Source organism: Mesorhizobium oxytropidicola, from assembly GCF_056174625.1.
The window spans coordinates 6,227,179-6,240,402 of the sequence record NZ_CM149692.1; the positions used below are offsets into that span (position 1 = coordinate 6,227,179).

At 63.1% G+C, this 13,224-nt stretch carries 9 protein-coding genes and 1 pseudogene; 8 read left to right on the forward strand and 2 right to left on the reverse strand.

Annotated elements, in window-relative coordinates:
- Positions 1-147: 147 nt before the first annotated feature.
- Entirely contained in the window at positions 148-1,179 is a 1,032-nt protein-coding gene (gene ftsZ / locus AC0V8S_RS31270) for a cell division protein FtsZ (protein ID WP_475435345.1), read from the reverse strand.
- Positions 1,180-1,611: 432 nt separating this feature from the next.
- Here ftsZ and AC0V8S_RS31275 point away from each other — a divergent pair, with 432 nt between their 5' ends.
- The 4 genes and pseudogenes from AC0V8S_RS31275 to AC0V8S_RS31290 all read left to right on the forward strand — a co-directional run bounded on the left by AC0V8S_RS31275 (position 1,612) and on the right by AC0V8S_RS31290 (position 7,298).
- The gene (locus AC0V8S_RS31275) at positions 1,612-2,310 is read left to right on the forward strand and encodes a GntR family transcriptional regulator (RefSeq protein WP_475435347.1); all 699 of its coding nucleotides are present in this window, start codon (positions 1,612-1,614) and stop codon (positions 2,308-2,310) included.
- A 288-nt stretch (positions 2,311-2,598) separates the two neighbouring features.
- Positions 2,599-3,953 (forward strand): annotated as a pseudogene (locus AC0V8S_RS31280) (glutamine synthetase family protein).
- A 134-nt stretch (positions 3,954-4,087) separates the two neighbouring features.
- Positions 4,088-4,972 (forward strand): helix-turn-helix domain-containing protein, encoded by an 885-nt coding sequence (locus tag AC0V8S_RS31285; RefSeq protein ID WP_475435349.1) that lies wholly within the window; start codon positions 4,088-4,090, stop codon positions 4,970-4,972.
- A 136-nt stretch (positions 4,973-5,108) separates the two neighbouring features.
- Positions 5,109-7,298 (forward strand): TonB-dependent siderophore receptor, encoded by a 2,190-nt coding sequence (locus tag AC0V8S_RS31290; RefSeq protein WP_183457116.1) that lies wholly within the window; start codon positions 5,109-5,111, stop codon positions 7,296-7,298.
- Between the two features lie 57 nt (positions 7,299-7,355).
- On the opposite strand, the gene AC0V8S_RS31295 is transcribed toward AC0V8S_RS31290, so the two are convergent.
- Complete coding sequence (locus tag AC0V8S_RS31295; protein WP_183457114.1) at positions 7,356-8,216, reverse strand: MurR/RpiR family transcriptional regulator; 861 nt, start codon at positions 8,214-8,216, stop codon at positions 7,356-7,358.
- A 159-nt stretch (positions 8,217-8,375) separates the two neighbouring features.
- On the opposite strand from AC0V8S_RS31295, the gene murA reads away from it, so the two are divergent.
- From murA to AC0V8S_RS31315, 4 genes are all read left to right on the forward strand, one after another.
- Complete coding sequence (murA, locus tag AC0V8S_RS31300; RefSeq protein ID WP_475435351.1) at positions 8,376-9,632, forward strand: UDP-N-acetylglucosamine 1-carboxyvinyltransferase; 1,257 nt, start codon at positions 8,376-8,378, stop codon at positions 9,630-9,632.
- On the forward strand, positions 9,629-10,507 hold the full coding sequence (locus AC0V8S_RS31305; protein WP_183457110.1) for a glucosamine kinase nucleotide-binding domain-containing protein: 879 nt from the start codon (positions 9,629-9,631) through the stop codon (positions 10,505-10,507). The genes murA and AC0V8S_RS31305 overlap by 4 nt, the downstream gene beginning before the upstream one ends.
- A gap of 160 nt (positions 10,508-10,667) precedes the next feature.
- A complete protein-coding gene (gene murQ / locus AC0V8S_RS31310) occupies positions 10,668-11,591 on the forward strand; it encodes an N-acetylmuramic acid 6-phosphate etherase (RefSeq protein ID WP_475435353.1) in 924 nt (307 codons plus the stop codon).
- A gap of 99 nt (positions 11,592-11,690) precedes the next feature.
- Positions 11,691-13,208 (forward strand): ABC transporter substrate-binding protein, encoded by a 1,518-nt coding sequence (locus tag AC0V8S_RS31315; RefSeq protein ID WP_183457106.1) that lies wholly within the window; start codon positions 11,691-11,693, stop codon positions 13,206-13,208.
- The last annotated feature ends 16 nt before the right edge of the window (positions 13,209-13,224 follow it).

A 13,224-nucleotide genomic window follows, 5' to 3' on the forward strand; every position in this document is an offset into this window, starting at 1 on the left:
GGCCTGATGTGACGGATTCTTGTAGCAGCAGAGGGATAGAGGTCGATACAGCCGACTGCAATAATTGCGCCGGCCGATCTGGCCCGCAGGCAGACAGCTGTCTTTCGGTGATGTCTCCCGGGAGGATGCTTGTGCGACGGATATGGCTTACTGCAGCGTCCGCAATGGCGACTGGACAGCACGGTCATGCGCGATGCCGGCATCGGCATCGGCGATCGCCCTATCGAGACCGGTCGCCACCACCGAAACCCTGAAGCGGCCTTCCATACTCTTGTCGAAGATGGCGCCGACGATGATGTCGGCGTCCTCGTAGACTTCTTCACGGATGCGGGTGGCGGCCTCGTCGACCTCGAACAGGGTCATGTCGCGACCGCCCGATATCGAGACCAGCACGCCCTTGGCGCCCTTCATCGACACTTCATCGAGCAGCGGGTTGGCGATCGCGGCTTCCGCGGCCTTCATCGCCCGGCTTTCGCCCGAGGCCTCGCCGGTTCCCATCATGGCGCGGCCCATGCCGCGCATGACCGATTTGACGTCGGCGAAGTCGAGATTGATCAGGCCTTCCTTGACGATGAGGTCGGTGATGCAGCTGACGCCGGAATAAAGCACCCGGTCGGCGATGACGAAAGCGTCGGCGAAGGTGGTCTTGGCATCGGCGATGCGGAACAGGTTCTGGTTCGGAATGACGATCACCGTGTCGGCGGCCTCGCGCAGACGCTCGATGCCCTCCTCGGCCATCTGCATGCGGCGCCTGCCCTCGAAGGTGAAAGGCTTGGTGACGACGCCCACCGTCAGGATGCCGGCCTTGCGCGCCGCTTGCGCAATGATTGGGGCTGCGCCGGTGCCGGTGCCGCCGCCCATGCCGGCGGTGACGAAGCACATATGCGTGCCGGCCAGATGATCCATGATCTCGTCGAGCGATTCCTCGGCCGCGGCACGGCCGATCTCCGGCAGCGAACCGGCGCCAAGGCCTTCGGTCACGTGGGCGCCAAGCTGGATCAGCCGCGTCGCCTTCGACATGGTCAGCGCCTGCGCATCGGTGTTGGCGGCGATGAATTCGGTTCCCTGAAGCTGCTCCGTGATCATGTTGTTGATGGCGTTGCCGCCACCGCCACCGACGCCGATAACGGTGATCTTGGGTCTCATCTCGGAGATTTCCGGCTTCTTGAACTCGGCCATGCCTGCTTCTCCTTCGCCAATTGCGCGCGCTTCACGACCCACGAGCAGACTGCCTCTAGGACATTGCAATCGAGCGGCATGACGCGAATCAGTCCGTTCGGATGGGTGCCCCAAAAAGCCAGAGAGCGGCCGGACGTGCAAGTGCGCGCAAGCTCAAGATTTGTGATGACGATATTGCAGACGGCGCCCGCGATGCCGCGCGCCTGCAAGCCAGGCCGAAAAACCCGGCAATCCGGGCGTCACGGTGAGCGCTGCGGCGAGCCGAATTCCGAGGCCTGGTGGCAACGCGCCAAGTCTTGCCGTGCAAGGATTGAAGCGTCTATCATGGTCCAATAAACCGCAGGCTTCGGCCTCCCGCCATGATCGGCCCGATCGTGATTGTCCGTGGTCGTCAGGCCAGATCTCAGAACGAATGAAGTAGCGCCCCCGACCATGGCCGACAGAACACAATTCGGGTTGAGCGCCGTCGACAGCGTGCCCCTGCATGAGAAGGTCTATCTGGAGCTTGTGCGGGCCCTGATGTCCGGCCAGTTAACGCCCGGGCAGAAGCTGACCTCGCGCAAGCTCGCCAAGGAACTCGGCACCAGCGACATGCCGGTGCGCAGCGCCTTCATGCGGTTGCAGGCGCTGCGGGCGCTGAGCCCGATGCCGAACGGCAGCGTCGAGGTGCCCGTCATTTCGGCCGACCGATTCTCGCAACTGACCGCCGTGCGAACGATCCTCGAAGGTTCGGCGACAGAGCTCGCGACAAAACGCATCAACGGCAACAATCTGCGGACGATCCGGCGCCACAGCACCGAATTGACCCTGGCGGCGCGCCAGGGCGATATCGACGATTATCTGAGGAAAAATTACGCCTTCAAATTCTCGATCTACCGCCATTGCGGCAACGAGCAGATGATCTTCCTGATCGAGACCGTGTGGATGCAGGTTGGCCCCTTCCTCAGGAATCTCGCCATGGGCTTCGAGGACGACCTCTCCTCCATCCTCGACATCGACTATCACGAGGAAGTCGTCGCCGCGATCGAGGCGCAGGACGCGGCGCGCGCCCGCGGGGCCATCGTGCGCGACATCGAAGAAGGCGCTGCACACATCCTGCGGCAGGCCAGATTTCCGGACGCAAGAAGCTAGGGTTGCCGGGCGACAGTCGTTCGACCCTAAGGCCGGTCGCACCTGCCCTGCGGCGAGCCGGCACGCCGAATGCCCCTTGGCTTTCCATCTTCTTGCCTCTATGTTGCGATCGCAGATCGCGCAATTGGTTTTGAAATGCCTCCCGATATCCCAGTTAGTGACTTGAAAAAATAAGGAAAAATATCCGACAACAGTCGGATAAGTTTCCCGAAAACTCACAAGCATTTTTTACCAGGGACAGTGCGGCCGATCAGGCTGAGGCACCTTCGAAAACCAGAGGTTTTGAAATTGAGCGATGCAATTGCGGACGTTTTGAGCTGGCTTGAAAGCAGAAGCGACATACAGAGTCTGAGGGCGGCTGTGTGCGACCTTAATGGCGTCATGCGGGGAAAACGCATACCCGTCGAGCAGGCTCGCAAGGCGCTGGAAGGCAAGCTGCGCATGCCCTATTCGCTGATCGGGCTCGACATCTGGGGCGAGGATATCGAAGGCAACACGCTGGTTTTCTCGACCGGCGATGCCGATGGCCTCTGCCAATGGACGGGACGCGGCATTCTGCCGGTGGACTGGACGGCGCATCCGACGGCACTCGTCCCGCTCTGGCTCGCCGATGAAAGCGGCGCACCCTATCTCGGCGATCCCCGGCGGGCGCTGGCCCGCATCCTCGACCGCTACAAGGCGCTCGGCTTGACCCCGGTCGCGGCGACCGAACTTGAATTCTACCTGGTCGATCCGCAATCGCAGCGGCCGGTGGGGCCTGTCTCGCCGGTCACCGGGCGGCGCCTCGATTCCGATGCGGCGCTGTCGATCGACGAGATCGACGATTTCGAGGCCTTCATCCATGACGTCTACGAAGCCTGCCGGGCACAAGGCATTCCCGTCGATACGGCGATTGCCGAAAATGGCGTCGGCCAGTTCGAAATCAACCTGAACCATGTCGCCGACGCCTTGCGGGCCGCCGACGATGCGGTGCTGTTCAAGCGCACGGTGAAGGGCATCGCCCGCAAGCACGGCTTTGCCGCCTGCTTCATGGCCAAGCCCTATGGCGATCGGGCCGGCAACGGCTTTCACGTCCATTTCAGCCTTATCGACGCCGAAGGGCGCAACGTGTTCGACGACGGCACCGATCAGGGCTCGGAAATCATGCGCCACGCGGTCGGCGGGCTGCTGGCGGCGATGGCCGAAAGCACGCTGGTGTTTGCGCCGCACTTCAATTCCTACCGCAGGCTTCGCCCGCGCTCCTATGCGCCGACCGCGGTCGCCTGGGGTTACGAGAACCGCATGGTCGCGATCCGCATTCCCGGCGGCCCGACCGCCGCGCGCCGCATCGAGCACCGCGTGTCGGGAGCGGACGCCAATCCCTATCTGGTGCTGGCCGCCATATTGGGCGCCGCGCTGATCGGCATCGAAAGGCAGATGTCGCCGGGCGAGCCGACCGGGAATGACGGACAAGGCGCGGCACCAGCCAAGCTGCCGCCGGACTGGGCCTCCGCCATCGCCACCTTCGAAAGCGGAACGCATGTGGCGGAGATTTTCCCGGGATTCTGCGCGACTCCTTTGTTGCCTGCAAACGCCAGGAACTGAACACCTTCGCCCTCAACGTCAGCGATTTCGAGATCGAGACCTATCTCGAAAGTGTCTAATCCCAACTGACCGGGGATATCGGTTCCGCACGCCCCTTGATCGACCGCAGAAGCATGGGGCTTGCGATGCGATCCTCAACCGGGCATAAACATGATTATTTTTATCATGTATTATCCTCGGAGACAGACAGGACTTGACCTTCGTTGCACGCATGGAAAGCCGGATCGAGGGCTTTTCGGTCATCGGCGACCTGAAATGGCATCTATGGGACGGCGTGGTCGCCGACCTCTGGGATGTCTCGTGCGGTGACCGGGCCGAGGGTTACTATGTCTCTCCCGATCCCCGGCTGTTTGTGGCGCTCGATGTGGATGGCGGCGGCGCCTTCTTCGTCGAAGGCGCCAAAGGCGAAGTATCGCGCCACGACGGCCCCCTCTCCATGGCCTACATTCCGGCCGGTGTGCCGATCCGTGGCCGGGTCGAGGGTTTGCGCCGCATCCGACATCTCGATTTGCATTTCGACGTGGCGACGCTGACGCGGCGCTTCGGCCGCAGCCTCGATCGTGAGGCCTTACAGATGTCGCGCTTCCAGTTTCGCGACGACCGCGTCGCCATGCTGGCCGGCCTGATCGCCGCCGAATGCGGCAGCGACCAGCCGCTGCATGATCTCTATGGCGAGGGCCTGCTCAATGCCTTGTTCGCCAGCCTTTTCCAGATCGACCCGCCGGATGTCGCCAGGCGTCGGTCACCGCTGTCGCGCCGCAAGCTGCGCCTCGTCACCGACTATATCGACGCGCACTGCCTGGACAGGATCCGGCTTGCCGATCTCGCCGCGCTGACCGGCCTGTCCGAGACCGCGATGAGCCATGCCTTCAAGGCGGCAACGGGCGTGCCGCCGCACCGCTGGCAGATGCAGGCGCGGGTCAACAGGGCCAAGGCGATGATGGCGAATGACGCTGCCTCGCTTGCCGACATCGCCGAGGCGACCGGCTTCTTCGACCAGGCGCATCTGACGCGGGTGTTCAAATCGGTGGTCGGCGTGACACCCGGCGCCTGGATGAAAAGTGCCGACCACCAGTGACATTTCCGCAACATGACGCCGCGATGTCCCTCGTTTGGACAAGAATGGACAAGCCGCCCAAATCCGTCCAATGACCCGCGGATAAGTTGAGATAAATGATCAAGTATCTCAACGACGACAGGCGGGGACTTTCCTGATGAGCAGACTTTACCGAAGGAAGGCGCTTCTGGCGGCCAGTGTCGCCACTGTCGCAATGATCACGCCGATGGCCGCCTTCGCGCAGGCCGTGCAAACCAGCACCCAGCTTGAGCCGGTGGTGGTCGAGGGTGAGGCTGGCGGCAGCGCGACCGGGCCGGTCGAAGGTGTCGTCGCCAAGAAGACCACGACAGGCTCGAAGACGGCAACCGACATCAAGGACATCCCGCAATCCGTCTCTGTCGTCGGCCGGCAGGAGATCGACGACCAGGGCGCGCAGAAGGTGGACGAGGCCTTGCGCTACACGGCCGGCGTCTTCGCCCAGCCCTTCGGCCCGGACAGCGACACCAACTGGCTGTTGATCCGCGGTTTCCAGGCGACCGCTACCGGCACCTACATGGATGGCCTGCAGCTGTTCAGCTACGGCTTCGGCGGCTTCTATGTCGACAGTTTCGGCCTTGAGCGCATCGAGGTGCTGAAGGGCCCGGCCTCAGTGCTCTATGGCGGCAGCAACCCCGGCGGACTGGTCAACTATGTCAGCAAGCGGCCCGAGTTCGAACGCAAGCGCTATGTCGAAACCGGCGTCAACGATGCCGGCAATGTCTATCTCGGCTTCGACGTCGGCGACGTGGCCAGCAACAACACGGTCAGCTACCGCATCAATGGCAAGGTCGCCGGCGGCGACACCTACAGCGACCTGCAGAACGGCTGGCGCGGCTTCATCTCGCCCAGCATTACGTGGAAGCCGGACGAAGCAACCACGCTGACCATCCTGGCCAACTACAGCCACATCGACGAGAACCATAATGGCGGCAGCTTCCTGCCCTATGACGGCACGGTGACGGACCACATTGCCGGTGGGGTGAACTACGGCCGCATCGACCCCGATGCGAATTTCACCGAACCAAGCATCGATCTCTACAAGCGTGAACAAGGCTCGATCGGTTATGAGTTCGAACACGATTTCGACAATGACTGGACCGCGCGTTCCAACGCCCGCTTCACCGCCGCCGATATCGATGAGGTCAGTGTCTATCCGAACGGCTGGTCGCTCACCGGCGGGCCTACCGACCTGGCGCGAATAAATTTCGACCACGACACCACGGCAAAGACCTTCCTTCTCGACAACCAGATCGAAGGCAAGGTGACGACCGGTCCAATCGAGCACACGATCCTCGCCGGTCTGGACTTCAAATACTACAACATCGATCAGGTACAGTCCTCTGGCCTCTACGATCCCAACTACGACAATCCCATTGATGCCTTCCATCCGGTATACGGGTCGCCGCTGACGCCACGCGTCAGCTACCTCAACCAGAACCTGACGCAGAAGCAGCTTGGCTTCTATGCGCAGGATCAGCTGCGTTTTGGCGATGGCTGGCTGGTGACGCTGAATGGCCGCTACGACCGTGGCTGGCTCGACGCCGATAATCGTCCGACCTTCTACTCGGCGAGCTCCAGCACGCAGAGCAGCACGGTAGGCGATTTCTCCGGCCGTGCCGGCCTCGCCTATGAGTTCGCCAACGGCGTAACCCCTTATGCCAGCATCGCCACTTTCTTCAATCCGATCATCGGTACGGACGCGATGGGCAATCTGTTCAGGCCGGAAGAAGGCACGCAATATGAAGTCGGCGTGAAATATGTGCCGACCTTCATCGATGCCTTGTTCACCCTGTCCTTGTTTGACCTGACGCGCCAGAACGTGCCCTCGAACGTCACGCTCTTCACACAGATGCAGACCGGGGAAGTGCGCTCACGCGGCGTCGAACTCGAAGGCAAGGTGAATATGACGGATGATTTCCGGATTACGGGCGCATTCACCGCCTACAATCTCGAAATCACGAAGGATGCCAACCCGGCGCTGATTGGCAAGACGCCCTTCATCGTACCGGAAGTGATGGCCTCGGCCTCCGCCGACTACACATTCCGTGGTGACTGGTATGACGGCATCTCGATTGGCGGCGGTCTGCGCTATATCGGCTCCTCATGGGCCGACAACGAGAACACGGCGAAGGTGCCGGCCGTCACGCTCGCCGACCTGAAACTCGGCTACGAGAAGGAGAATTGGGGCGTCGATCTCAACGTCACCAATCTGTTCAACAAGACCTATGTCGCCAGTTGTCAGACGACGCTGACCTGCTCCTACGGCGAAGGCCGTTCGTTCAAGCTGAAGGTGCACACGAGCTGGTAGCCACCCACCTAATCGCAGCTTGCCGAACCCGCCGGCGGCCCTACAGGCGGCTTACGCCTACGAGGACCGCTCGGCCTTCAGCACGGAGACCGCCATCTCGCTGTTGTGGACATAGTCGTTGGCGTCCGGCTGCCTCTGCACCAAAAGGATGAACAGCAAATCGGTCAGCGTCAGCTGTGCGTCGCGCGCGGTGATGGAGGAGGAGCGCGCGCGCTCTTCATCGGCGATGGTGTAGAGGCGGATGTCGGCGACGCGGCTCAGCGGATTGTCGTGCAGGCCGGTGACGGCGATCACCATCGTGCCGCGCTTGCGGGCAAGCTCGGCGATGCGCAAGGTTTCGATGCTGGCGCCGGAATAGGAGAGCGCGAACAGCACGTCGCCAGGCCCGAGCGTCGCGGCATTGGCCATCTGGATATGGCTGTCGCTGTCATGCAGCACGTTGCGGCCGAGCTTCATCAGCTTGTAGGAGAAGTCGCGCGCCACCAGCGAGGAGGCGCCGACGCCGACCAGATGGATGCGGCGCGCGCCGTCGAGCAGTTCCAGCGTGCGGCCGATGATGCGCTCGGTGTTGGCGGCGACGGTCTGCTGCATCGACAGCAGCTTGCTGCCGATCAGCTTCTTCAGGATGACCGGATAGTTGTCACCGACCTCGATCGAGCCGTGGATAACGCCGGCCGGCACCTGCCAGTCCTGCGCCTTGGCCTCGCTGACGGCGAGCTTGAGCTCCTGGTAGCTGGCATAGCCGAGTTTCTGGCTGAACTTGACCACACTCGACTGGCTGCGGCCGATCTCGGCCGCAAGCGCTGCCGTCGACAGCCGCAGCATCTGGTCGGGATTGTCGACGATGTACTGGCCGATCTCGCGATCGCCGGGCGCCATGCCGTCGAGCTTCGCATGGATCTGCTTGAGAACGGACATGAACCCTCTGGAGCGCTGCGGTGCTTGGAGGAATAAAATATTCCAATTTCGATTGACAGCCAAGAACGCAGAATTAATTCTCGGATCGGCCAGGTTCGGGAATCGAGAAGGTCTTCCGGAGAGACCGCCGCCCGGCTTTCGCCATACAAGGGTTCAGCCATGGACAGATTGCGGATCGTCGGCGGACGAAGACTGGAAGGCGCGGTCACCATTTCAGGCGCCAAGAACGCCGCTCTGCCGCAGATCGCGGCTGCCCTGCTCAGCCCCTACCCGCTCGAACTGACCAATCTGCCAGATGTAACCGACGTCGAAAACATGCTCGGCGTGGTGCGGCTTCACGGCGCCGAGGTGACGCGGTCGGCGCATGCCGCGACGATCGACACAAGCGCTGCCGTTTCGAAGGAAACGTCTTATGACACGGTACGCAAAATGCGCGCGACGGTGCTGGTGCTGGCGCCGCTGCTCGCCCGGTTCGGCCATGCCCGGGTTTCGCTGCCGGGCGGCTGCGCGATCGGCGCGCGGCCGGTCGACATGCATGTCGCGGCACTCGCGGCACTGGGTGCAAGGATTGCGATCGAGAACGGCTCCATCGTCGCCTCGGCGCCGAACGGGCTGACCGGCACGCGCATCGTACTCAGTTCGCCGTCGGTCGGGGCAACCGAAACCGCAATGATGGCGGCGACCACGGCCAAGGGCGAAACCGAGATCCTCAACGCGGCGCGCGAACCGGAAGTGGCTGATCTCGCCGCCTGCCTCAACGCCATGGGCGCGCGCATCGAGGGCGCCGGCACGCACCGCATTCTGATCGCCGGCGACACCGGCTGGCATGCGGCCAGGCACGACATCATCCCGGACCGGATCGAGGCCGGCACCTATGCGATCGCCGCGGCGATCACCGGCGGCCAGCTCGAGCTCACCCACGCCCGGCTCGAACATATGGCCTCGGTGGTGCAATTGCTGGAAGCCACCGGCGTCAGCGTCTGGCCCGGCGACCGCGGGCTCATCGTCTCGCGCGAGCGGCCGCTCAAGGCCGCCGACCTCACGACGGAACCCTATCCGGGTTTTCCGACCGACCTGCAGGCGCAGTTCATGGCGCTGATGTGTTGCGCCGAGGGCGCATCGCTGCTGCGCGAAACCATTTTCGAGAACCGCTTCATGCATGTGCCGGAGCTGATGCGGCTCGGCGCCAACATCAAGCTGCAAGGCACCATGGCGCTGGTGCGCGGCGGCGAGAAACTGCATGGCGCTCAAGTCATGGCCACCGACCTGCGCGCCTCGGTGTCGCTGGTGTTGGCGGCGCTGGTCAGCGAAGGCGAGACGATCATCAACCGCGTCTATCATCTCGATCGCGGCTATGAGCAGTTGGATCGCAAGCTGCGCCTTTGCGGCGCCGACATCGAGCGGCTGAGCGCATGAGCGGCGTGGACTATTTCCTCGGCGTCGATGGCGGCGGCACCGGCTGCCGGGCCCGCATCGAGGATGCGGCGGGAACCGTGCTGGGACAGGGCCTGTCAGGCCCGGCGACAACGCGGCTCGGGATCGACGCGGCCTGGGCTTCCATTGCCAAAGCCTTTGGCGCGGCGATCGAAGAGACAGGCTTCGGGCCGTTCGAGATCGGCCGAATCCGGGCCGGCATCGGCCTCGCCGGCATCGGCCGCAAGGGTGCGCTGGAGGCGTTGCGGGCAATCGCGCATCCCTTTGCCAGCATCGATTTCGTCAGCGACGGCGTTGGCGCCTGCCTTGGCGCGCATTCCGGGCAGGACGGTGCCATCGTCATCGCCGGCACCGGTTCGATCGGCCTTGGCTTCGCCGAGGGGCGCGACCTGCGGGTCGGCGGTTACGGTTTTCCGATCTCTGATGAGGGCAGCGGCGCCGATCTTGGCCTGAAAGCCGTGCAACTGGCTCTGCGCGCCCATGACGGCCGGCACGAGCGGACAGCGCTGCTGGCGGAGGTGATGCAGCGCTTCGAGGGCGACCCGATGGAGGCCGTCGCCTGGATGGACCGCGCCAGCGCCACGGATTACGCCGCGTTGGCGCCGATGGTGATGCGCCATGCCGACCAGGGCGATCCCGCCGGACGGCGCATCGTGCAAAGTGCCGCCGAGCAGATCGACACGCTGGTGCGGGTGCTGTTCGAAAAAGGCGCGCCGCGCGTGACCTTGCTGGGCGGCCTCGCCAGCCCGCTCGAACCCTGGCTTTCGCCCGATGTGCGGCGCCGTCTGAAGCCCGCCGACGGTGACGCCGTGTCCGGTGCGATCATCCTTGCCAAACGGTCGCTCTGTACACAGTAAGTTTCGCGGGAGTTGGAATAAAATATTCCAATCTCCTGTTGACGATACGAATATCCAATTCTAAAAAGTTAACAAAGAAAAATGCGATGACGGACCCAAGGTCCGTGTTCCCTGGCGCCCATTGAGCCATGCCGGGCAGCAGAATTTTGAAGGCACTGGAATGACCGAGCAAGGATTGATGTCTGAGCTGGACCTGCTGGTTTCCGAAGGCCGTAACCCGCGGACGATGGATATCGACCTGCTGCCGACCATCGATGTGCTGCGCAAGATCAATGATGAGGACAGGATTGTTCCGGCGGCTGTCGAAAAGGTGCTGCCGGAAATCGCCGCCGCGGTCGATCGTATCGTGCTTGCCTTCCAGAAAGGCGCGCGGCTGATCTATATCGGCGCCGGCACCAGCGGCCGGCTCGGGGTTCTCGATGCTTCGGAGTGTCCGCCCACTTTCGGCGTGCCCGAAGGCATGGTTGTCGGCCTGATCGCCGGCGGTCCCGATGCCCTGGTGCGGTCGCTGGAAGGCGCCGAAGACGATCCGAAAATGGGCGCGCAGGCGCTGCAGGAGATCGGGCTCACAGCGGACGACATTGTCGTCGGCATCGCGGTCAGCGGGCGTACGCCCTATGTCATCGGTGGGCTGAACTATGCGAAACGGGTGGGTGCCGCCACGGTCGCCCTGTCCTGCAATCCGGCCTCGACCATTGCCGGCATCGCCGACATCGCCATCTCGCCGGTCGTCGGCCCCGAAGTGCTCACCGGCTCGACCCGGCTGAAGTCGGGAACCGCGCAGAAGCTGGTGCTCAACATGCTGACCACGGCCTCGATGATCCGCATCGGCAAGAGTTTTCAGAATCTGATGGTCGACCTCAACCCGTCTAACAAGAAGCTGGTCGCGAGAGCCATCAGGATCGTCATGCAGACGGCCGGCTGTTCGGCGCAGCAGGCCAAACAGGCGCTCCAGCAAACCGGGAATGACGTGAAGCTAGCGATCCTGGTGACGATCACTGGCCTTGATGTCGAGGCGGCGCGGGCTGCCCTCGGCAAGGCCGGAGGCTTCCTGCGAAAGGCAATCAGCGACAAGACGGCCTAAGGCCGCATAGAACTGGGCCGATACTCCGAAGCATGTGTGTCTTGGAAGCGGTCGGCAGAAACTGCAAGGCATCAAGTCAAATCATAATGGGAGACGAAAATGACAAGGCATCTCACAAGAACATTGCTGTCGGGCATCACGGTTGCCGCGATGCTCGGCATGGCCACGGTTTCAACACAGGCGGCAACGCTGCATATGGCCTGGTCGCAGGACGCCACCGGCCTTGATCCGCACAAGCAGACGGCGTTTTCGTCGCTGCGGCTTTTGGAACTGATCTATGAGCCGCTGGTGCGAGTCGACGCCAGCCTGCAGATCATCCCGGCAATCGCCACATCCTGGGAATTCTCCAAGGACGGCAAGGAACTGACCTTCAAGCTCGATCCCAAGGCGAAATTCCAGGACGGTACGGCGGTGACCTCGGCCGACGTCAAGGCCTCGTTCGAGCGCATCCTCGACGAGAAGACTGGGGCGGCCGCTCGCGCCAACTTCCTGTCGATCGCCAGCATCGACACGCCGGATGCGGCGACCGTCGTGTTCCATCTGTCGCAGCCCGACGTGCCGATCCTGACGGCTATGAGCGACGTCAACGCTGCCATCGTTCCGGCCAGCGAAATCAAGGCCGGCTCGATCGGCACCAAGGCGGTTGGCTCAGGTCCGTTCAAGCTCGACAAATGGGATCCCAACGCCAAGGAAGTCTTGAGCGCCAACAAGGACTGGGCCGGCGGCGCGACCGGTGTCGACGGCATCGAGATCAGCGTGCTGCCGGACGAAGCGGCGATCCTGGCCGCCATGCGCACCAAGCAGATCGATTTCGCGCTGCTCAACGACCCGCTGGTCGCGACGCTGGTGCCGAAGGAAGCCAGCCTGCAACTGAACCGCGTGCCCGTGCTCGCCTATCACGTGCTGCAGCTCAACCCGTCGCGCAAGCCGATGACCGAGCTCAAGGTGCGCCAGGCGATCTCCTGCGCCATCGACCGGCAGGAGGTGCTGGACACCGCCTCGCTCGGCGAAGGCAAGGTCACCGGACCGCTGACCATCCCGGCGCTGGCGACCGATCCGATCCAGCTCTTCTGCTACAAGCGCGATGTCGAAAAGGCCAAGAAGCTGATGGCCGAGGCCGGCTTTGCCGACGGCTTTTCGGCGACCGTGATCGGCGCCACCGGCGAGCCGCCGACGGCGGCGGCGGAGGCCCAGGTCATCCAGTCGCAGCTGGCTGAAATCGGCGTCAAGCTCGACATCAAGATGATGGAGCTCAACGTCTATGTCGACGCCTGGCTGAAGGGCGATTTCGACATGGCGATCGCGCTCAATGGCGGCCGCGCCGACCCCTACACCATGTACAACCGCTACTGGACCAAATCAGGCAATCTGCAGAAGGTGGCGAACTACATCGACGACACTCTGGACAGCCAGATGCAGCAGGGCCGCGCCGAGACCGACCCGGCCAAGCGCAAGGCGATCTTCGCCGAGTTCGAGAAGCACCTCGCCGAGATGTCGCCATGGATCTGGCTCTACACGTCCTACAGCTACACAGCCCAGCAGAAGAACATCGCCGGCTTCGTGCCGACGCCGACCGGCACGCTGTTCAGCCTGAGCAAGGTTACCATCCAGCAGTAGCCGCGGCAGGCATTGG